17 protein-coding genes are annotated in these 22,117 nt (G+C 61.7%); 14 read left to right on the plus strand and 3 right to left on the minus strand.

What is annotated here, in order from left to right; all coding sequences use genetic code 11:
• Positions 1-19 precede the first annotated feature (19 nt).
• The 9 genes from C2L66_RS21245 (at position 20) to C2L66_RS21285 (ending at position 12,724) form a co-directional block, all read left to right on the plus strand.
• On the plus strand, positions 20-565 hold the full coding sequence (locus C2L66_RS21245) for a DUF5943 domain-containing protein (RefSeq protein WP_060603173.1): 546 nt from the start codon (positions 20-22) through the stop codon (positions 563-565).
• 99 nt (positions 566-664) lie between these two features.
• Positions 665-2,728 carry an NADH:flavin oxidoreductase gene (locus C2L66_RS21250; RefSeq protein ID WP_035989162.1) on the plus strand — a complete coding sequence of 688 codons (2,064 nt, stop codon included), beginning with the start codon at positions 665-667 and terminating at the stop codon, positions 2,726-2,728.
• Between the two features lie 2 nt (positions 2,729-2,730).
• The gene (locus C2L66_RS21255; protein ID WP_035989164.1) at positions 2,731-4,650 is read left to right on the plus strand and encodes a (Fe-S)-binding protein; all 1,920 of its coding nucleotides are present in this window, start codon (positions 2,731-2,733) and stop codon (positions 4,648-4,650) included.
• Positions 4,651-4,653: 3 nt separating this feature from the next.
• Complete coding sequence (locus C2L66_RS21260) at positions 4,654-5,832, plus strand: electron transfer flavoprotein subunit alpha/FixB family protein (RefSeq protein WP_060603170.1); 1,179 nt, start codon at positions 4,654-4,656, stop codon at positions 5,830-5,832.
• Entirely contained in the window at positions 5,829-6,608 is a 780-nt protein-coding gene (locus C2L66_RS21265; protein ID WP_060603167.1) for a drug:proton antiporter, read from the plus strand. The genes C2L66_RS21260 and C2L66_RS21265 overlap by 4 nt, the downstream gene beginning before the upstream one ends.
• Before the next feature lie 41 nt (positions 6,609-6,649).
• Entirely contained in the window at positions 6,650-7,930 is a 1,281-nt protein-coding gene (locus C2L66_RS21270; RefSeq protein WP_060603164.1) for an aromatic ring-hydroxylating oxygenase subunit alpha, read from the plus strand.
• A 52-nt stretch (positions 7,931-7,982) separates the two neighbouring features.
• Complete coding sequence (locus C2L66_RS21275) at positions 7,983-9,137, plus strand: FAD-binding oxidoreductase (protein WP_060606793.1); 1,155 nt, start codon at positions 7,983-7,985, stop codon at positions 9,135-9,137.
• Between the two features lie 916 nt (positions 9,138-10,053).
• Entirely contained in the window at positions 10,054-10,923 is an 870-nt protein-coding gene (locus C2L66_RS21280; RefSeq protein ID WP_054934617.1) for a glycine betaine ABC transporter substrate-binding protein, read from the plus strand.
• 145 nt (positions 10,924-11,068) lie between these two features.
• Complete coding sequence (locus C2L66_RS21285) at positions 11,069-12,724, plus strand: APC family permease (protein WP_060603162.1); 1,656 nt, start codon at positions 11,069-11,071, stop codon at positions 12,722-12,724.
• A gap of 56 nt (positions 12,725-12,780) precedes the next feature.
• On the opposite strand, the gene purU is transcribed toward C2L66_RS21285, so the two are convergent.
• The gene (purU, locus tag C2L66_RS21290; protein ID WP_060603160.1) at positions 12,781-13,659 is read right to left on the minus strand and encodes a formyltetrahydrofolate deformylase; all 879 of its coding nucleotides are present in this window, start codon (positions 13,657-13,659) and stop codon (positions 12,781-12,783) included.
• A gap of 150 nt (positions 13,660-13,809) precedes the next feature.
• The gene (locus C2L66_RS21295) at positions 13,810-14,736 is read right to left on the minus strand and encodes a choline sulfate utilization transcriptional regulator (protein ID WP_063803372.1); all 927 of its coding nucleotides are present in this window, start codon (positions 14,734-14,736) and stop codon (positions 13,810-13,812) included.
• Between the two features lie 140 nt (positions 14,737-14,876).
• Here C2L66_RS21295 and betC point away from each other — a divergent pair, with 140 nt between their 5' ends.
• The 3 genes from betC (at position 14,877) to C2L66_RS21310 (ending at position 18,807) form a co-directional block, all read left to right on the plus strand.
• Positions 14,877-16,421 (plus strand): choline-sulfatase, encoded by a 1,545-nt coding sequence (betC, locus tag C2L66_RS21300; RefSeq protein ID WP_060603155.1) that lies wholly within the window; start codon positions 14,877-14,879, stop codon positions 16,419-16,421.
• A 37-nt stretch (positions 16,422-16,458) separates the two neighbouring features.
• The gene (locus tag C2L66_RS21305) at positions 16,459-17,424 is read left to right on the plus strand and encodes a choline ABC transporter substrate-binding protein (protein WP_098021607.1); all 966 of its coding nucleotides are present in this window, start codon (positions 16,459-16,461) and stop codon (positions 17,422-17,424) included.
• A gap of 240 nt (positions 17,425-17,664) precedes the next feature.
• Complete coding sequence (locus tag C2L66_RS21310) at positions 17,665-18,807, plus strand: porin (RefSeq protein WP_054934622.1); 1,143 nt, start codon at positions 17,665-17,667, stop codon at positions 18,805-18,807.
• 60 nt (positions 18,808-18,867) lie between these two features.
• Here C2L66_RS21310 and C2L66_RS21315 read toward each other — a convergent pair whose 3' ends face one another.
• Positions 18,868-19,860 carry a GlxA family transcriptional regulator gene (locus tag C2L66_RS21315; protein ID WP_060603152.1) on the minus strand — a complete coding sequence of 331 codons (993 nt, stop codon included), beginning with the start codon at positions 19,858-19,860 and terminating at the stop codon, positions 18,868-18,870.
• A 301-nt stretch (positions 19,861-20,161) separates the two neighbouring features.
• Here C2L66_RS21315 and C2L66_RS21320 point away from each other — a divergent pair, with 301 nt between their 5' ends.
• On the plus strand, positions 20,162-21,112 hold the full coding sequence (locus tag C2L66_RS21320) for a choline ABC transporter substrate-binding protein (protein ID WP_054934624.1): 951 nt from the start codon (positions 20,162-20,164) through the stop codon (positions 21,110-21,112).
• Positions 21,113-21,187: 75 nt separating this feature from the next.
• On the plus strand, positions 21,188-22,117 hold the full coding sequence (locus tag C2L66_RS21325) for a beta-keto acid cleavage family enzyme (RefSeq protein ID WP_060603150.1): 930 nt from the start codon (positions 21,188-21,190) through the stop codon (positions 22,115-22,117).

Consider the following 22,117-nt stretch of genomic DNA (forward strand, 5'->3'; position numbering starts at 1 on the left):
GAGTACAAGGAAACCTGCAATGCAACCGCAACTGCCCATCGACGTCGATCCGAACACGGGTGTCTGGACCACCGACGCGCTGCCGATGCTGTATGTGCCGCGTCATTTCTTCACGAACAATCACGCGGCCGTCGAAGAAGCGCTCGGCGTCGAAGCGTATGCCGAGATTCTCTACAAGGCCGGCTACAAGTCCGCGTACTACTGGTGCGACAAGGAAGCGAAGCAGCACGGCATCAGCGGCATGGCCGTATTCGAGCATTACCTGAACCGCCTGTCGCAACGTGGCTGGGGTCTGTTCAAGATCATCGAAGCCGACCCGGCGACGGCACACGCGAAGATCGAACTGCGCTATTCGTCGTTCGTGCTGCAGCAGCCGGAAAAGAGCGGCAAGCTCTGCTACATGTTCGCCGGCTGGTTCGCGGGCGCGATGGACTGGGTCAACGACACGACGGAAGGCGGCAAGAAGGCGCCGCGCAGCCTGTCGAAGGAAGCTCAGTGCGCGGGCGAGCATTCTGACCACAAGCACGATCACTGCGTATTTGAAGTATCCCCGCTTGCAGCCTGACAACAGAAGTACAGGCACGCAGCGGCGCGCGCATTGGCAATGCGCTGGCTGCGTGACTGAAACAAGAGACTGAATCGAACCCGCCCGAGGTCGCCCGCAATGCGTTACCCCAATCTGTTCAAACCCTTGACGCTCAATCAGCTGACGTTGCGCAACCGCATCGTCAGCACCGCGCACGCCGAGGTATACGCCGAACCGGGCGGCCTGCCCGGCGACCGCTATATCCGCTATTACGAGGAAAAGGCCAAGGGCGGTGTGGGCCTCGCCGTGTGCGGCGGGTCGAGCCCGGTGTCGATCGACAGTCCGCAAGGCTGGTGGAAGTCGGTCAACCTGTCGACCGACAAGATCATCGACCCGCTGTCGCGTCTTGCCGAAGCGATGCATCGCCACGGCGCGAAGATCATGATTCAGGCGACGCACATGGGCCGCCGCTCCGCATTTCATGGCGAGCACTGGCCGCATCTGATGACGCCTTCCGGCGTGCGTGAGCCCGTGCACCGCGGCAACGCGAAGATCATCGAAGTGGAGGAAATCCGCCGCATCATCAGCGACTTCGCGGCGGCTGCGAAGCGCGTGAAGGACGCGGGCATGGACGGCATCGAAATTTCGGCCGCGCACCAGCATCTGATCGATCAGTTCTGGAGCCCGCGCACGAACTTCCGTACCGACGAATGGGGCGGCTCGCTCGAAAACCGTCTGCGTTTCGGCGTCGAAGTGTTGCAGGCGGTGCGCGAAGCGGTCGGCAAGGACTTCTGCGTCGGCCTGCGCATGTGCGGCGACGAGTTCCACGAAGACGGTCTCGATCACGAGCAACTGAAGGAAATCGCGCAAGCGATGTCGGAAAAAGGGCTGATCGATTACATCGGCGTGATCGGTTCCGGCGCGGACACGCACAACACGCTCGCCAACTGCATGCCGCCGATGGCGCTGCCGCCCGAGCCGTTCGTGCATCTCGCGGCGGGCATCAAGTCGGTCGTCAAGCTGCCCGTGATGCACGCGCAAAGCATCCGCGATGCGGGGCAAGCGGAACGTCTGCTGGCGAACGGCATGGTCGACCTCGTCGGCATGACGCGCGCGCAGATCGCCGATCCGCACATGGTCATCAAGATCCGCGATGGCCGCGAAGACGAAATCAAGCAGTGCGTCGGCGCGAACTACTGTATCGACCGCCAGTACAACGGTCTCGATGTGCTGTGCGTGCAGAACGCAGCGACTTCGCGCGAAGCGACGATGCCGCATGTCATCGAGAAAACGCGTGGGCCGCGCCGCAAGGTGGTGGTGGTCGGCGCGGGCCCGGCGGGACTGGAAGCGGCGCGCGTTGCGCGTTCGCGCGGTCACGACGTCGTGCTCTTCGAGAAGAGCGATGCCGTCGGCGGTCAGATCATGCTGGCGGCAAAAGCGCCGCAGCGCGAGCAGATGGCGGGGATCGTGCGCTGGTTCGATATGGAAACGAAGCGTCTGGGCGTCGACCGGCGTCTGGGCGTCGAAGCCGACGAGAAGATGATTCTCGCCGAGAAGCCGGACATCATCGTGCTCGCCACGGGCGGTTCGAGCTTCACGCAGCAGGTGCCCGCGTGGGGTGTCGAAGAAGGTCTCGCCGTGAGTTCGTGGGACATTCTGTCCGGCAAGGTCGAGCCGAAGCAGAACGTGCTCGTCTACGACGGCGTGAGCACGCATGCAGGCGCGGGCGTGGCCGACTTCATTTCGAGCCGCGGCTCGAAGGTCGAGATCGTCACGCCGGATGTGAAAGTGGCCGACGACGTGGGCGGCACGACATTCCCGATTTTCTATCGGCGCCTCTACGCGCAAGGCGTGATCCACACGCCGAACTACTGGCTCGACCGCGTGTACGAGGAAGACGGCAAGAAGATCGCCGTGATCCGCAACGAGTACACGGAAGAGCAGGAAGAGCGCGCCGTCGATCAGGTCATCATCGAAAACGGCAGCACGCCGAACGACGCGCTGTACTGGAAGCTCAAGCCGGAGTCGGTGAATCGCGGGCAGGTGGACGTACACAAGCTTTTCGCAGCGGAACCGCAACCGTCGCTGTCGGAAGAACTCGGCAACGGCCGCTTCCTGCTGTTCCGGGTCGGCGACTGCATCTCGATGCATAACATCCACGGCGCGATCTACGACGCGCTGCGCCTCTGCAAGGACTTCTGACGATGAGCCCGGCGTTTCTCATCACCGCATTGTTGTGGGTTTCCGTCGCCGGCCTTGCGTTCGCGGTCGCAAAACGGTCGGCTTACTGGCGTCTCGGACGGGCAACGGCAGCCGGCGCATTCGGCTGGACCAACCTGTTGACCATTCCGAAGCGCTATTTCGTCGATCTGCATCATGTCGTCGCGCGCGATCCGTACATCGCGAAGACGCACGTCGCGACGGCGGGCGGCGCCATTGCAGCTTTCGCGCTGGTCTTCATCAACTACGGCCTCGCGATCTATTCGCCGTGGCTCGACCGGCTGATCTTTCTGGCCGCGCTGATCATGCTGGTGGGCGCCGTGTTCGTATGGCGCCGGCGTCACGCGAAGGACGTGCCCGCACGTCTGTCGCGTGGTCCGTGGAATACGCTGCCCTGGCTGCTCGGCTCGTTTGCGCTCGGTCTGCTGCTGTACACGTTGTTGCCGGCGTCGGCGATGTCGGGTGGACTCGCGATCATCTTCGCGCTGCTGATCGCAGCGGGTGCGTTCGCGATGACGTTCGGCGCGGCGCGCGGCGGTCCGATGAAGCATGCGTTGGCCGGTCTCCTGCATCTCGCGTTTCATCCGCGTCAGGAGCGTTTTGCGGCGCAAGGCGACGTGCGCCGCGAAGCGGTCGTTCCGCCCACCGCGCTCAAAGCGCCTGTGCTCGAACAGAACGAATACGGTGTCGGCAAGCCCGTCGAGTTTCGCTGGAACCAGCTGCTGAGCTTCGATGCCTGCGTGCAGTGCGGCAAGTGCGAAGCGGCGTGTCCCGCGTTTGCGGCCGGCCAGCCGCTCAATCCGAAGAAGCTGATTCAGGATCTCGTGACGGGTATGGTCGGCGGCACGGATGCAGCGTATGCGGGCAGCCCGACGCCTGGCATCAAGGTGGGCCAGCATGGCGGCGAGCCGCAGCGTCCCATCATCTCGAGCCTGATCGAAGCCGATACGGTCTGGTCGTGCACGACGTGCCGCGCCTGCGTGCACGAATGCCCGATGCTGATCGAACACGTGGACGCGATCGTCGACATGCGGCGCAACCAGACGCTCGTGCACGGCACGGTGCCGGGAAAGGGCCCCGAAGTGCTCGCGAATCTGCGCGAAACAGGCACGATGGGCGGCTACGACAAGGCGGCGCGCTACGACTGGTCGGTCGATCTGAGTTCGCCTGTCGCGCAGCCGGGCAAGGCTGTCGATGTGCTGCTCGTCGCCGGCGAAGGCGCGTTCGACATGCGCTACCAACGCACGCTGCGCTCGCTCGTCAAGGTGCTGAACAAGGCGGGCGTCAACTATGCAGTGCTGGGCGCAGAGGAAACGGATACGGGCGACGTCGCGCGCCGACTTGGCGACGAAGCCACGTTCCAGCGCATGGCGAAGCAGATGATGGGCACGCTCGCGACGCTCGATTTCAAGCGCATCGTCACCGCCGATCCGCACGTCATGCACAGCCTGCGCAACGAATATCGCGCGCTTGGCGGGCGCTACGACGTGCTGCATCACACGACGTTCCTCGCGGAACTCGTTGCGAGCGGCAAGCTGTCGCCGAAGGCCATCGCCGCATTCAACGACAAGACCATCACGTATCACGATCCCTGCTATCTGGGCCGCTACAACGGCGAGACGGAAGCGCCGCGCCAGTTGCTGAAGACGATCGGGATCAAGGTCGTCGAGATGGAGCGGCATGGCAAGCGCGGCCGTTGCTGCGGCGGTGGCGGTGGTGCGCCGCTGACGGATATCCCCGGCAAGCAGCGCATTCCCGATATCCGCATCGCTGACGCGCGCTCGATCGGCGCGGACGTGGTCGCGGTAGGCTGCCCGAACTGCACGGCGATGCTCGAAGGCGTGGTCGGTCCGCGTCCCGAGGTGCTCGATGTGGCTGAACTCGTCGCGGCTGCGCTGGAGTGAACGATGACTACGACTATCAAACGTATCGACCCGCGCCGGCCTTTCGTCATCACGGCGGCCGGACTGAAGCGCATCACGCTCGGCGCGGAGCATGTCGCGGGTGCAGCGAATGACCACACGCTGCATGCGGGGGCACATGGCCATGCCGCTGTCAAAACGTTGCGCACGACGCAAGCGCCGCAGCGCTGTTTGCTCGTCGTCGCGCACAGCGACCGTGGCGGTCTCGACGATCACGCGCGTCAGGCGCTGGCGGCTGCCGCGCTGATCGCGGATGCGGCGACCCAGGTCGCGCTGCTGGTGCTCGGCGAACTGAAAGATGACGCCGCCGCGCTCGGCGCGGACAAGGTTATCGAGCTGCCGTCGTTCGACCGCCGCACGTTTGCGCCGGAACGCGAAGTGCAAGCCGTCGCGGCGTGCGTCGCGCAACTCGCGCCTGCGCACATTTTCATACCCGACAACGCGACGGGCGACGGCGATCTCGGCCGGCGCTATGCGGCGCTCGCGGGCGCAAGCATCGCGACGCATGTGGTGCAGATCGACGCGAAGCAGGTCTCGTCGTATGCGCAGGCGAAGCAGGCCTACGCGACGCGCGCATTGCCCGACGTGATCCTGCTTGCGGCCGGTGCAGTCGATACGCGGCTGCCGTTTATCGGTGCAGGCGAGCGGCTCGAACTCACGGCGTTCGCACAGACGAGCGACGCGTCGAGCAGCGTCTACCGCGATCTCGGCATCGAGGAAATCGACGCCGCGCAGGTCGCGCTGGAAGAAGCGGACTTCATTGTGTCGGCGGGTAACGGCGTAACGGATGTGGCCGCGTTCGAAAAGCTCGCGAGCACGTTCGGCGCGGCAATCGGCGCGAGCCGGGTTGCTGTCGACAACGGCATGTTTACGCGCGACAAGCAGATCGGCGCGACGGGCAAGACCGTCGAGGCGAGCGTCTACATCGCGTTCGGCATTTCGGGCGCGGTGCAGCACTTGCAGGGCATCAAGGATTGCCGCCACGTGATCGCGGTGAATCTGGACGGCAGCGCGCCCATCGTCAAGCGCGCGAACCTGACGATCATCGGCGATACGCAGTCGACCATCGCGTCGCTGATCGACGCGATCGACCAGGCGCGCTCGGGCCGTGGCGCGGGCGCTGCGCCCGCTGTGAAGCAGATCGTCGAAGGAGTCGCGGCATGAACGGCAAGCTCGAAAAAATCGCGGTGCTCGTCTCGGTCGGCAAGCATCCTGTCAGCGGCGTCGCGCGTTATAGCCGCAACGATGCCGCTGCACTCGAAATCGGCCGTCAACTGTCGAACCAGCACGCCGCGCGACTGGATGTGCTGCACGCGGGCGATCCGGGTAATCCCGCACTCGAAGAGTATCTGGCGCTTGGCGCCGAGCGCGTCGAAGTGCTGACCTGCGGGGACAACGGCGATGCCGTCAGCCTGCTCGCGGCCCGGCTGAAAGGCTATGACCTCGTGCTGACGGGCACCTGTGCCGAAGGCGCGTTCGACAGCGGCATGCTGCCTTACCGGCTCGCGGATGCGCTGGGCGTCCCGCTGGCCGGCACGGCCGTCGACGTGACGATAGCGGGCGGCCGCGCGACGGTGCGGCAATTCTTGCCGAAGGGCGTGCGCCGCCGCGTCGAGGTCGCGTTGCCCGCCGTCGTCGCCGTGCATCCGCTCGCCACCGTCACGCCGCGCTATGCGTACGCGCGGCTGCGCGCCGGCACGATCGCGCCGCAGCGCGTGGAGGCAGGCGCAGACGCGGAAGCGGCGCAATGGACGCTCGCGCCCGTCGCGCGCAAGCCCGTCCGGCTGGCCGCCGCCGAGAAGCGCACGGGCCATGCCCGCATGCTGTCCGCGACGACCACGGAAAGCCGGGGCGGCAGCGTCGTAATTGAAGGGACTTCGGTCGAAAAAGCACAAGTGATACTCGATTATTTGCGCGAGCATCAACTCATCGAATACTGATTTTGCGCCGCACCCACACGGCCTCGGAACCCGGAGCACACATGAAAGTATCGGCAGACATTCGCGCGCTGGTCGATCGGCGCAAGAAGGGTTACAGCCTCGAAGCACCGTTTTATCTGAGCGACGAAATTTTCGCGCTCGATATGGATGCGATTTTCCGTCAACACTGGATTCAGGTCGCCGTCGAGCCGGACGTTCCCGAGCCGGGCGATTACGTGACCGTCGAATTGGGCAACGATTCGATCCTGATCGTGCGCGACGACGATATGCAGGTCCGCGCATTCCACAATGTGTGCCGCCACCGCGGCGCGCGCCTGTGCAATGAGGACAAGGGTTCAGTCGGCAATATCGTGTGTCCGTATCACAGCTGGACGTACAACCTGTCGGGCGAGCTGATGTTCGCCGAGCACATGGGCGAGAAGTTCGACCGTTGCAAGCACAGCCTGAAGAGCGTGCATGTCGAGAACCTGGCCGGTCTGATCTTCGTGTGCCTCGCGGAACAGCCGCCCGTCGATTTCGCCGTGATGCGCGCCGCGATGGAGCCGTACTTGCTGCCGCACGATCTGCCGAACTGCAAGATTGCTGCGCAGATCGACATCATCGAGAAAGGCAACTGGAAGCTCACGATGGAAAACAACCGCGAGTGCTACCACTGCGTCGCGAACCATCCCGAGCTGACCATTTCGCTCTATGAGTACGGCTTCGGCTATCAGCGCTCGCCCGCGAATGCGGAAGGGATGGATGCATTCGAGCGCACCTGCATCGAGCGCGCGAAGCAATGGGAAGAGATGGATCTGCCTTCCGTCGAAATCGATCGACTGTCGGACGTGACGGGTTTTCGCACGCAACGTCTGCCGCTCGATCGCAGCGGCGAATCGCAGACGCTCGACGCGAAGGTCGCCTCGAAGAAGTTGCTCGGCGAATTCCAGCAGGCCGACCTGGGCGGGCTGTCGTTCTGGACGCAGCCGAATTCCTGGCATCACTTCATGAGCGATCACATCGTGACGTTCTCGGTGATTCCGCTGTCGGCGGGCGAAACGCTGGTGCGCACGAAGTGGCTCGTACACAAGGACGCGGTGGAAGGCGTCGATTACGACGTGGCCAATCTCACGGCCGTGTGGAACGCGACCAACGACCAGGACCGTGCGCTCGTCGAATTTTCGCAGCGTGGCGCGTCGAGCAGCGCTTACGAGCCGGGTCCGTATTCGCCGTACACAGAAGGGCTGGTCGAGAAATTCAGCGACTGGTATGTGCAGCGGCTTGCTGCGCATGTCGAGAGCCCGGTGGCGGAGCAACGCACGATCAACATCAAGGCCGTTTAAGGCCGGCTGCAGATAAAACCAACCGGATGCCTGGCGGCAAATGGAGCAAGCAATGATGCGCGATGCAGCAACCTTCGGACCCGTCGAAAGCCGCGTGACGAAGCCCGAATTCTGGAGTGCGTTGCCGGCGCGCTGGACGAGCGATGTCGAGGAAACGCTGGTCTGCTGCCAGGTTCGTCAGGAAACGCATGACGTGAAGAGCTTTTTCTTCCGTTCGCCGGAAGGCCGTGCGTTCGTGTTCGAGCCGGGGCAGTTCATCACACTGGAACTGGAGATCGACGGCGAGACGATCAACCGTTGCTACACGATTTCGTCGTCGCCGACGCGGCCGCATACGATTTCGATCACGGTGAAGCGTGTGCCTGGCGGCAAGGTGTCGAACTGGCTGCACGACAACCTGCAGGCGGGTGCGCGCGTGCGCGTGCTGGGGCCTGCGGGTGAGTTTACGTGTGCGCGGCATCCGGCGCGGAAGTATCTGTTTTTGTCGGCTGGGTCGGGCATTACGCCGTTGATGTCGATGAGCCGCGCGCATCATGAGTTGAGTGAGGATCGCGATATTGTGTTCGTGCATAGCGCTCGCACGCCGGACGATATTATTTTCTCGCGGGAGCTCGATCTGATTGCTTCTAATCAGGTCAATTTCAGGACTTCGTTTGTGTGTGAGCGGGTTGGGAATCGGACTAACTGGCCAGGTGTTACCGGCTTTTTGACGCTGCCGCTGCTGAAGTTGATTGCGCCGGATTTTATGGAGCGGGAGATCTTTACTTGCGGTCCAGCGCCTTATATGCAGGCTGTGCGCAATCTGCTCGATGAGGCTGGGTTTGATCGCAAGCAGTATCACGAAGAGAGTTTTTCTTTCGAGACGCTGATTGAGAACGAGCCTGAAGTTGCGGCTGAGGTGTTGGAGGCCGAAGAGAAGGCCAACGGTGCTTCAAATGGCGCGCAGATGTTCTCGGTGAGCTTTTCGCGTAGCAACCGGTCGATTGAGTGTGGCTCGTCGCAACATGTGCTGGATGCGGCCCGCCAGGCCGGGGTGCGGTTGGCTGCTTCGTGTACTCAAGGGATGTGTGGCACCTGCAAGGTGAAGCTTGTTTCAGGGCAGGTGGAGATGAAGCATAACGGTGGGATTCGGCAGAGGGAAATTGATCAGGGGATGGTGTTGTTGTGCTGTAGTAAGCCTTTGAGTGATCTCGTGGTTGATAAGTGAGTTTTTTTTGTCTGCGACGGCTGGTTGGTTTGTTTGGGTTTTCGCTGGCATCCGCGTTGCGTTATCTCGCTTCACGCGTCGCCCCTGTGCGGGGCGGCACCTACTTTTCTTTGCCGCCGCAAAGAAAAGTAGGCAAAAGAAAGCGGCTCACACCGCCAATTCTTGACGTTTACCCACGGGCCCCCAACGTCCCCATCCTTCACACACCAGCGCCTTGGTTGGTGTCCGTTGCCAACGCTTCGAACAAACGCCTCACCCGCTTCAATTACCCGTACCAGGTCGAGCGGCTGCGAACCGTATATGCCGCCCAGGTGGCAAACTGTGTGTAGGTTGTCGCGTCGTATAGCCTGGCGCTCTTACAGGGTGGGATGCATGCGCTATCGGTCTGGAGTGAAGCGTGTGGAGCACCGAGGGCCGACACACAGTTTGCCACCTGGGCGGCCGTGGACTGTCTGGTGAGGCATGCGGAAACGCGGGTGCGTGAAGCGGGTGAGGCGCTCAGCAAGAGCGCTGGCAACGAGCAGGAATGATGTGGTTGCCGTGTGAAGTGTAAGAACCTTTGGGGGCCCTCAGGCAAGAACAAGAGTTGGCGGTGTGAGCCGCTTTCTTTTGCCTACTTTTCTTTGCGGCGGCAAAGAAAAGTAGGTGCCGCCCCGCACAGGGGCGACGCTTGAAGCCAGATAACGCATCGCGGATGCCAGCGAAAAGGCGTATAGACCGCCCGCGCGGCGGACACCTGAACCACGAAGGCAAAGCGCGAATGTGATCACAAACCATAGCAGACCACCCAGCGTCGCAGACAAAAAACCCACGCGTCGCATACAGACAAGTAAACGTCGCAAACCCGACCACCTGATGCATTCTGGTTAGCGATTCTAAAGCCACACCGCGGCAAGCGGCCACAAGGAGATCGACCATGAAGCACCTTAAAAAACTGATGTTATGCGGTGCACTGCTCGCCGCGATGAGCGCAATCGGCACGGGCACGGCGGCAGCCGACACCAAACCGACAATCAAGATCGGCTACGTAGAAGGCTGGGACGACAGCGTCGCCACATCGAACGTTGCTGCACAGATCATCGAAAAGCGCCTCGGCTATCCAGTGCAACTCGTACCCGTAGCGGCAGGCATCATGTGGCAAGGCGTGGCGCGCGGCGACCTGGACGCGACACTCTCGGCGTGGCTGCCCGTCACGCACGGCGCGTACTGGGATCAGTTCAAGGGCAAGGTGCAAGACCTGGGAGCCAACTATAACGACGCCAAGATCGGCCTGATCGTGCCCGCCGACGTGCCGGAAAAGACCATCGGCGATCTGCAGGCACACAAGGCAGACTTCGGCGGACGCATCGTCGGCATCGACGCCGGCGCGGGCGTCATGAAGAAAACCTCGGACGCAATCAAGGCCTACAACCTCGACTATCAACTCATGCCGAGCTCGGGCAGCGCCATGACAGCGGAACTCGCGCGCTCGATGAATGCCAATAAACCTGTGATCGTCACAGGCTGGATACCGCACTGGATGTTTGCCAAGTGGAAGCTGAAGTTCCTCGAAGACCCGAAGAAGGTGTTCGGCGAATCCGAGCACGTGGATAGCGTCGTCAATCCGGGCCTCGATACGAAGGCGCCACAAGTAGTCGCGTTTCTGAAGAAATTTCAATGGAAGCCGGGCGAAATCGACAGCGTCATGCTGGCGACCGAGAACGGCGCCAAGCCTGCCGACGCAGCCGGATCGTGGATCGCCGCACACGGCGACCGCGTGAACAGCTGGGTAGGCGGAGCACAATAACCGTCCTTCCTTAACGCGTTCTGTTGAGCGTTTTGTGGTGATGCCGATGCGCTGCGCGCGCATCGGCATCACCGATGTGTCTTTCGGTTGTTCGTGTTCCAGCCAGCGCGCAGGCTCCTTCTCATTCTAAAGACGGAGACTCTGGATGGATCAGGCAAGACTGCGTACCCGCAGTATCGAAGGCGCTGCCGATGGCGCCGAACATGAAGGTCATTCGCTGCAACGCGGCCTGACCTGGAAAGACGCATTCTGGGTGACCAGCGGCGTGCCCGGCGGCGTGCTGTTTACGATCGGCGGCGTGTCCGCGACGATCGGTCAACCCGCGTGGGCCATATGGGTCGCCGCGATCCTGATGGGCCTGATTCAAAGCGCGACTTACGCCGAAATTTCAGGGCTTTTCCCGCACAAGTCGGGCGGCGCGTCGGTATACGGCGCGATGGCTTGGGTGCGCTACAGCAAGACGATCGCGCCCGTTTCGGTGTGGTGCAACTGGCTCGCCTGGTCGCCGATGCTCGCATTGGGCACGGGCCTCGCCGCCAATTACGCGCTGTCCAGTCTCTATGCGCCCGATGCTGCGATCAACACGTGGCGTCTGACACTGCTCGACCTCAGCTTCATCAAGCAAGGGCTGTCGCTGCGCATCAACGCGACGTTCATCATCGCGGCGATCTTTCTGCTGATTACATTCAAGCTGCAGCACAGCGGCGCGTCGAAGGCCGCGAAGACGCAGCGTATTCTCGGCATCGCTTCGCTTGCGCCCTTGCTGATCGTCGGCATCGTGCCGTTCGTGACGGGCGACGTGCCCGCTGCACATCTATGGCCGCTGCTGCCGCTCGGGCACGATGCGCAAGGCAACGTGACGGCGTCGACGTTCGGCTCGTGGAATGGCGCGGGCATCACGATGGCGTTCGGTGCAATGTTCATGGCGGGCTGGGCCGCGTACGGCTTCGAAACGGCCGTCTGCTACACGCGCGAGTTCCGCAATCCGCGTAGCGATACGGTCAAGGCGATCTTCTGGTCCGGCATGGCGTGTCTGGTCGTGATGACGCTGGTGCCGCTCGCGTTTCAGGGCGTGTTGGGCACGAAGGGCATGCTCGATCCGAAGATCGCCGACGGCACGGGCGTGGCGGCCGCCATGGCGCATATGGTCGGCGGCGGCGCGATCGTGTTCGACGTGGTCGTGATCATGCTGATGCTGACCATCCTGCTGATCGTGATGACCTCGATGATGGGCTCGTCGCGCACGCTGTATCAGGCGTCTGTCGATGGCTGGCTGCCGAAGTATCTGTCGCACGTCAACGAGCACGGCGCGCCCACACGCGCAATGTGGACCGACCTCGGCTTCAATCTGATCCTGCTGCTGATGTCGGACTACATGACGGTGCTGTCGATCTCGAACGTCTGCTACATGATCTTCGTGTTTCTGAATCTGCAATCGGGCTGGATTCACCGGCTGGATCGCGCGGATGCGGACCGGCCGTTCCGTTGTCCGGCGTGGCTGCTCGCTGCGGGCGCGCTGTGCGGTTTTCTGGATCTCGCGTTCATTGGCGCGGGCGCGGACATGCAGGGCGTGGGAACGATGCGCAACGGCCTGATCGCGATGCTGCTGATCGTGCCCGTGTTCATGTTCCGTCATTACGTGCAGGACCGTGGGCGTTTCCCCGCACGCATGCAGCAGGATATGGAGTGGAAGGGCGGTATGCGGCCTGCGGGGCTGCGCGGCTTGCTGCCGTATGGTGCGTTGGTGCTGGCCGTGTTCGTCGTATGGTTCTCGCACTATCTGGCGAAGCCGTTCCTTTGAGCGCCCTCAGGTGATGTTGCCGCCGCGTCTGCCATGCAGCGCGGCGGCTTTTGCGCTCAGAGCACCACGGTTCGGTCGCCATTGATGAACACGCGTCGTTCGACGAACGCCTTCACGGCACGCGCCAGCGTAATGCATTCGACGTCGCGGCCCACGGCCAGCAGGCGCTCAGGCCCATACGAATGGTCGACGCGCTGCACTTCCTGCTCGATGATCGGGCCTTCGTCGAGATCGTCGGTGACGAAGTGCGCCGTCGCGCCGATCAGCTTCACGCCGCGCGCGTGCGCCTGATGATAAGGCCGCGCGCCCTTGAAGCCGGGCAGGAACGAGTGATGGATATTGATCGCGCGGCCTGCGAGCTTGCGGCTCGTTTCGTCGGACAGAATCTGCATATAGCGCGCGAGAATCATCAGCTCCGCGCCGCTCGATTCGAACAGGTCGAGAATTTGCGCTTCCTGTTGCCGCTTCGTTTCAGGCGTCAGCGGCAAATGATGGAACGGCAAACCATGTTGCACGGCAAGCGGCTCGAAGTCGGGATGATTCGATGCAATACCGACAATGTCCATTTTCAGTTCGCCCATGCGCCAGCGGAATAGCAGGTCGGCAAGGCAATGCTCGAGCTTCGACACCATGATCAGTACTTTGGGCCGCGTATCGAGATCGTGCATCGCCCACTGCATATCGAAGTCGGCGGCGATGGGGTGGAACTCGCGCCGCAATGTGTCGATATGCAGCGCCGCTTCGGGCGCGCTCGCCACGCCATGAAACACGCAGCGCACGAAAAAACGCGCGCTGATGTCGTCGTCGAACACAGTGAGTTCGTCGATATAGCAGTGGTGCCGATCGAGAAAGCCGACGACGGCAGCGACCTGGCCGGCGGCGCTCGGGCAGGAAAGGGTCAGCGCGAACTGATGCGGGCGTTCGGTGGTGGGCATGCGGGTCCTCCGTCATTCGATATGGGATTCCCGCATGACCGTGCCATTGAACCTGTAGCGCAGCACGGCGCGGCAAGCGGGATGATCAAGTAAATCAGCCCAATTTGCGCGCGCATAGAACCGATGCGCCGTGCTCGTGGTATCGGAACGTCAGGCGTGTGTGTGCTGGCCGACGTCGATCAGTTCGTTGAAAACCCAGCGCCGGAACAGCGGCACGGCGGCCGGCGCGGGGCGCGTGGGCGGGCAGACGAGGTAATAGCCGCGTTCGGTGGTGACGGGCGTATCGAGCAGGTGCACGAGCAGGCCGGATGCAATGAGTTCGTCGGTCAACGGCGTCCAGCCGAGCGCGACGCCCTGGCCCATCAGTGCTGCCTGCACGACCAGCGAATAGCTGTTGAACATCATGGCCTGGCTGTCTTCCGGCGCTTGCAGACCGTGCGCGGCGAACCATGTGTGCCAGGCAAGCCAGCGCTCGGGGTCGGTGGGCTGCACGTGCAGGAGCGGCAATGCGGCAAGGTCGGCGGCAACGCGCACGGATGCGTGAAGATCGCGAAAAGCGGGCGAGCAGACGGGCGTGACGGCTTCGGCGAAAAGCCGCGTGGAGGTGCAGGGCGGCCAGTGGCCGTCGCCGAATGCGATGGCGATATCCGCGTGGTCGCGGTGCGGATCGTAGCCTAGTTGCGACGTGACGATCTTCACGTTGGCGCCGGGCATCGACGCCTTCAGGCGGGCCAGGCGCGGCAAGAGCCAGTAGGTGGCGAAGCCGGCGTCGGTGAGGATCGTCAATGCACCCGTCGCGCGGCGCGCGCGGATCTCGGTTGTCGCTTCGCGGATCGTGTCGAGGCCGCTGCGCACGGCTTCATAGAGCAATACGCCTTCGGGCGTGAGTGTCACACCGCGATGACCGCGTTCAAACAAGGGCGCGCCGAGGTCTTCTTCGAGCTGCACGATGCGCTGGCTCACGGCAGGCTGGGTCGAACCGAGCTCTCGCGCGGCGGCCGTGAAGCTCGCGAGGCGCGCGGCTGATTCGAAGGCCGATAAGGTCTGCATCGGCGGAAGACGGTCTGGTCCCGGCATAACATTCCCTTATGGGCCGATAAGCGCACGCCGCCTTCACAACGGTTTAATGAGCGGCAATAGTGAAGTGGTCGCGGCGCTCGCTGAAAAGCGCCGCTGGACCTCGATACGTAACCACACGATTCTAATCCGCCCCGTTCATGAGCCTTAATACAAAGCAGAATATCGTTATCTTGATGGCCGACCAGATGACGCCGTTCGCGCTGCGCGCCTATGGCAATCAGGTCTCGCTGACGCCGCGCATCGACGCGCTGGCGAAAGACGGCGTCGTATTCGATTCAGCGTACTGCGCGAGCCCGCTGTGCGCTCCCTCGCGCTTTTCGATGATGGCGGGCAAATTGCCGGCCGCAATCGGTGCTTACGATAACGCCGCCGAATTGCCCGCGCAAACCCTGACGTTCGCACACTATCTGCGCGCGTCGGGCTATCGGACGATCCTCTCGGGCAAGATGCATTTCTGCGGCCCTGACCAGTTGCACGGCTTCGAGGAACGCCTGACCACCGACATCTATCCCGCCGATTTCGGGTGGGTGCCGGACTGGGAACACCCGGACGTGCGGCCCAGCTGGTATCACAACATGAGTTCGGTGCTGGACGCTGGCCCATGCGTGCGCACGAACCAGCTCGATTTCGACGACGAAGTGACCTACACGACGCGCCAGAAGCTATACGACATCGTGCGCGAGCGTGCGGCGGGCGGCGACGCGCGGCCGTTTTGCCTTGTCGCGTCGCTCACGCATCCGCATGATCCTTACGCCATTCCGCAGCAATACTGGGATCTGTACCGCGATGAAGAGATCGACATGCCGCGTATGACTTTGACGCGCGAACAGAGCGATCCGCATTCGAAACGTCTGCGCGATGTCTATGAAGCGGATATCACGCCGCCGACCGAACAGCAGATCCGCGACGCCCGACACGCATACTATGGCGCGCTTTCGTACGTCGACGCGCAATTCGGCGCGATTCTCGACACGCTGAAAGCAACCGGTCTCGCCGAAGACACCATTGTCATCGTCACATCGGATCACGGCGAAATGCTGGGTGAACGCGGCCTCTGGTACAAGATGACTTGCTTTGAAGGCGGTGTGCGTGTGCCGCTGATCGTGCATGCGCCAAAGCATTATCGCGCGCATCGCGTGGCTGCATCCGTCTCGCACGTCGATCTTCTACCGACTTTGGTCGAAATGGCAACGGGTACGCCGCGCGCAGAATGGCCCGACGCCGTGGATGGACGGAGCCTTATCCCGCATCTGCACAACGACGGCGGGCACGACGAAGCGCTTGTCGAGTACTTTGCTGAAGGCGCAATTGCTCCGATGATGATGATCCGGCGCGGCAAGTACAAGTTCATTCATACGCCTGTCGATCCCGATCAGCTTTACGATCTTGCGAACGATCCGGGCGAGCGCATCAATCTCGTGCAAGATCCGAAGCATGCCGCGCTCGTCGACGCGTTTCGCAAGGAGATCGCGCAGCGTTGGAATATTCCCGCACTGCATCAAGCGGTGGTCGCGAGCCAGCGCCGCCGGCGCTTTCATTTCGAAGCGACGACGCAAGGCACGATCCGCTCATGGGACTGGCAGCCTTTCACCGACGCCAGCCAGCGCTATATGCGCAATCACATCGAACTCGATACGCTCGAAGCGATGGCGCGTTATCCGCGCGTCGCCGGCGGCCAATGACAGGCAAGAGAGAAGTCTTCGATACGGGAGCCACACGATGAACATACGCTGGAGAAGTTCGCTTGCGAAGGGCGCATTGATGCTGACCGCATGCTGCATTGCATTGACAGGATCGTCGCAGGCAGCAGAGCCGCAAAGCTGCACGCAGGTCCGCATGGCAGACCCCGGCTGGACGGATATCGATGCGACCAACGCGGTCACGGGCGTGTTGCTGAAGGCGCTCGGCTATCAGCAGAACGTGTCGAATCTGTCGGTGCCGATCACGTATCAGGGCCTGAAAAAAGGACAAATCGACGTGTTTCTCGGCAACTGGATGCCCGCGCAAGCTCCGCTCATCAAGCCGTTCGTCGATGAACGTTCGATCGACGTGCTGCATGCGAATCTGACCAACGCGAAGTTCACGCTTGCCGTTCCCGACTATGTCGCCGCTGCGGGCGTGCATTCGTTTGCCGATCTCGTCAAGCATGCCGACCAGTTCAACGGAAAGATCTATGGCATCGAGCCAGGTGCGCCCGCCAATCAGAACATCAAGAAGATGATTTCCGATAAGGCATTTGGACTTGGCGACTGGAAGATTGTCGAGTCGAGTGAAACGGGAATGTTGACGCAGGTCGAGCGTGCCGTGCGAGACAAGCAATGGATCGTGTTTCTTGCGTGGGAGCCGCATCTGATGAACACGAAATTCCACTTGACCTATTTGTCGGGCGGTGACGCGTATTTCGGTCCGAACTACGGTGGCGCGACGGTGAATACGGTAACGCGCGCCGGTTTTTCCAGTCAATGCACAAATCTCGCCAGGCTCTTTCAGCAATTGACATTCAATGTCGATCTGGAAAACCAGATCATCACGAATGTGCTGCAAAACAAGGTGGATATCAATACCGCGGCGTCGAATGCGTTGAAGAGCAATCCAACTTTGCTGAACACATGGCTCAAAGGCGTGACGACCGCAAATGGGAGCGACGGATTGCAGGCAGTGCAGACACAACTCGGCATTCATTGAATTGACATTGTCGGGACTGTCAAATGACGCGCGGCTCCGCAAGGGGTCGCGCGTTTTTTTATGCGGTACGTTTGTTCCTTTTGTTGTGTGTGTCGCTAACAGACCAAAGTACGTCGTGTTTGGTCGAGTTGCCAGAAAAATGGATTTGTACTGTGCATTCATCGTCGTGCGAATTGAACAAGCCGCGAAGTCAGCTTCGCATCCCTATCCCCTCAAAGTCAGGCAAGAGAGAACCACACAATGAAAAAACTGAATGCCGCAGCACTGACGGGCGTCGCACTCGCGCTCGCTGGAATGTCGAACACGAGTCACGCGCAGAGCAGTGTCACGTTGTATGGGATCGTCGACGCGGGTATTACCTGGGTCAATAATACGGGCGGCTCGCATGTCGTGAAGTTCGACGACGGCATCTCATACGGTAACCGCTTCGGCGTCAAGGGCACGGAAGATCTGGGCGGCGGCTTGCAGGCGGTGTTCGTGCTCGAAAGCGGCTTTCACCTCGGCAATGGGCAACTGGGCTTCGGCAGTGCGTTATTCGGGCGTCAGGCCTATGTCGGGCTGAAGAACCAGTGGGGCACGATTTCGTTCGGCAATCAGCTGGATATGACGGAAGAGATGGTGTACCTGTACAACGTCTCGGCGTGGGGAAGCGGCTACGCGATTCACCAGGGCGACTTCGACCGCTTCAATGGCGACCGCCTGCCGAATTCGGTGAAGTTCCTGTCGAATGAATTCGCCGGCTTCATGTTCGGCGGCATGTACTCGTTCGGCAATGTCGCGGGCGATTTCCACCAGGACAGCGCATGGAGCGTCGGCGCCCACTATGCGAACGGACCGTTCACAATGGGCGCGGCCTATACGCAGCTGAATAATCCGCACGGCATCTACGCCTTCGATCCGTACGCCATGCTCGGCGTGCACACCTTCCTCGGCCAGCAGACGGTGACCGTCGATCCGGCGACTGGCGCGAGAACCGATCTCTTTGCGAGCAATCCGTTTCCCGTGGACAAGCAGGGCACATTCGGCGTCGGCACGAGCTACGCGATCGGCGACGTGACACTGATGGGTAACTTCACCTATACGACGATCAAGGGCCTGGGCGTCACGTCGCACATGAAGGTGGGTGAAGGCGGCGCGAGCTGGCAGGTGACGCCGGCGTTCAGCGTGGTCGGCGGGTACCAGTACACGAACTTCGAAGGGCATCACTGGAATCAGGGTTCGCTGGGTGCGCACTATCTGCTGTCCAAGCGCACGGACGTCTATATTTCAGGTGATTATCTGAAGGCGTCGAGCGGCGTGGATGCGGTGATCGGCTATAGCTTCACGCCGTCCACCACGACGACCCAGGCCGATGTGCGTATCGGCATGCGGCACTCGTTCTGACGCTGGTTTGATTTGCCTTGTTCGCAAAGAACAAGGCAAATCGGTCAAATAGCACCGCATTCAAGGCACTGCGCTTTCTCGTGGCATATTTGGATTGCCACCACCACCATGACGCAGCGGACTCCGGTCGCTGCGCGGACTCGTACCGAACCGCGCGCGATAGGTCCGCGAGAAGTGCGACGGCGACTCGAATCCGCACGCCACGCAGATCGCCGTAATCGACATGTCCGTCTGCCTCAAAAGCTCGCGCGCGCGATCCAGCCGCAATTGCAGATAGAAATGCGTGGGCGTGTCCTTTAGCGATGAACAGAAAAGCCGCTCCAGCTGTCTGCGCGTGACGCCGATTTCCTGCGCGAGATCGGCGGGCGCGAGCGGTTCTTCCATGTTCTGCTCCATGACACCGATCACCTGAATCAGCTTGCGGTTATGCACGCCGTAACGCGCCGCGATTTCCATGCGCTGATGATCGGAGCGCTGGCGGATGCGGCTTACGACGAATTGTTCCGAGATCGACGAAGCGAGCGCCGCGCCATGACTGCGCGAGATCAGGTCGAGCATCATGTCGATCGAAGCCGTGCCGCCCGCGCAGGTGATGCGCCGCGCGCCGATCTCGAATAGCTCTTCGCTCGCATTCACCGACGGGTAGCGCTCGCGGAATGCAGAGAGCGCTTCCCAATGCAGGGTCACGCTGTCGGTGGCGCGCAGCAGTCCCGCTTCGGCCAGGATGAACGCGCCTGTGTCGATGCCGCCGAGCGTCGCGTGGGTGTGGTCGAGCCGCCGGAGCCAGTCGCCGAGCGCGCGGCTGTAGCATGCAAGCGGATCGAAACCGGCGACGATAAAGACGGTTCGGACGTGATCGACATCGCCGAAGGCGGCTTCGGCGTTCATCGAAATGCCGTTGCTCGCGGCGACAGGCGCGCCGTCCACGCTCAGAATATGCCAGCGGTACAGGTTTTCGCGAAAGCGGTTGGCGACGCGCAGAGGCTCGATAGCCGACATGAAGCCGATGGCGGAAAAGCCCGGCAGCAGCAGAAACGAAATGTCTTCGGGCATCGCTCGATCTTCTGGATGTCAGGTTGGCCGGATTCGTCGAATCCGGCGAGCGTAGCAAGCGGCATGCAATGCGGCAAGCCGACAAAAAACCCTACGCGTATGGCGCAGCGCACCATCGCGCCGACGCATGCTGGTTTTCCCTCATGGTCGCGCGCAAGCAAGAACGGGTCGCTGATAGTCGATTTTGCCGGAATATGGATTTGTACCTTTAATGCACGTCGCGTCTTTCCAGAGTCGTCTCACTCGCCGCCCGTTACGCGGGCGTTCCAGAACATTACGAGCTGTGTCGAAGGGGATCGTCATGAAGTTGATCATCAAAGCCGTTTCCGCATGTCTTGCTGGCCTGCTGGCCGCACTGTCGCTGCCCGCGCTCGCGCAGGACCCGCCGAGCTGTCGCGCCGTCCATTTCGCGGATATTGGCTGGACCGACATCACGTCGACTACGGCGCTCGCGTCGACGGTCTTCGAAGGGCTCGGTTATCAGCCGGTGACGACGGTGGCATCCGTGCCGATCTCGTTTGCCGGGTTGAAGAGCAAGCAGCTGGACGTCTCGCTCGGGTACTGGTGGCCTGTACAGGAGAAAGCGCTTGCGCCGTTCGTCGACGCGAAGTCGATCAACGTCTTGCAGCCGCCCAATCTGACGGGTGCGCGAGCGACATTTGCGGTGCCCACTTACGAATACGACGCGGGACTGAAGACTTTCGCCGATATCGCGAAGCATCGTGCGGAACTCGACGGAAAGATCTATGGCATCGAGCCGGGCAGCAGCGCGAATGCCGCAATCCAGAAGATGATCGCGACCAATCAGTTCGGTCTGGGCGGATTCAAGCTGATCGAGTCGAGCGAGGCGGGCATGCTCGTGACCGTCGACCGCGCGGTGCGTGAAAAGAAATGGGTGGTCTTTCTCGGCTGGCAGCCGCATCCGATGAACATTCAGATTGATATGAAGTACCTGAGCGGGAGCGAAGGCGTATTCGGTCCGAACGATGGCGAAGCGCGTGTTTATACGCTGACGTCGCCGGATTTTCTGACGCGCTGCCCGAATGCTGGAAAGTTGGTGAGCAATCTTCGCTTTACCACGCAGCTCGAGAACGTCGTGATGCAGTCGGTGATGAACAAGGAGAAGCCCGCCGAAGCTGCTAAAGCGTATTTGAAAAAGAATCCGCAAGTACTCGACGAATGGCTCGCAGGCGTCAAGACGTATGACGGCAAGGATGGTTTGCCTGCCGTGAAGGCTTATCTCGGTCTTTGAGATCCGACATTCGAATACGGGAAGTACTTTTCCATTGCAACCAGTCAGATCCCACAGTTAACAGGAATTTCACGCATGAACCATGAAGTGATCGTGACCTGCGCTGTCACGGGTGCAGGCGACACCGTCGGCAGACATCCCGCCATTCCCGTCACGCCCAAACAGATCGCCGATGCCGCAATCGAAGCCGCAAAAGCAGGCGCAACCGTCGCGCATTGCCATGTGCGCGATCCGAAAACGGGACGCGGCAGCCGCGATCCGAATCTGTACCGCGAGGTCGTCGACCGTATTCGCTCCGCGGATACGGATGTCATCATCAATCTGACGGCTGGCATGGGCGGTGACCTGGAAATCGGTCCCGGCGAAGATCCGATGCGCTTCGGCGCGGGCACCGATCTGGTCGGCGGGTTGACGCGGCTTGCGCACGTCGAAGAGCTTTTACCGGAAATTTGCACGCTCGATTGCGGCACGCTCAACTTCGGCGACGGCGACTATATCTACGTATCGACGCCCGCTCAATTGCGGGCGGGTGCAAAGCGTATTCAGGAACTCGGCGTCAAGCCGGAACTGGAGATCTTCGATACGGGCCACCTGTGGTTCGCCAATCAATTGCTGAAAGAAGGTCTGCTCGATGCGCCGCCGATGTTTCAGCTGTGCCTCGGCATTCCATGGGGCGCGCCCGCCGATACGACGACCATGAAGGCTATGGTCGACAACCTGCCGGCCGGCGCGCAATGGGCGGGCTTCGGTATCGGCCGCATGCAGATGCCGATGGTCGCGCAGGCGATGCTGCTGGGCGGTCATGTGCGCGTGGGTCTTGAAGACAACATCTGGCTCGACAAGGGCGTGCCTGCGAGCAACGGCTCGCTCGTCACGCGCGCCGTTGAAATCATCGAACGGCTTGGCGGCCGCGCGCTGACACCTGCGGAGGGCCGCAAGAAACTCGGCCTGCGCGCACGCGGCGAACGGCTGCTCGAAAAGCGCGCCGCAGAACAGTTCGCATAG

This window comes from Paraburkholderia caribensis, assembly GCF_002902945.1.
Lineage (GTDB): Bacteria > Pseudomonadota > Gammaproteobacteria > Burkholderiales > Burkholderiaceae > Paraburkholderia > Paraburkholderia caribensis.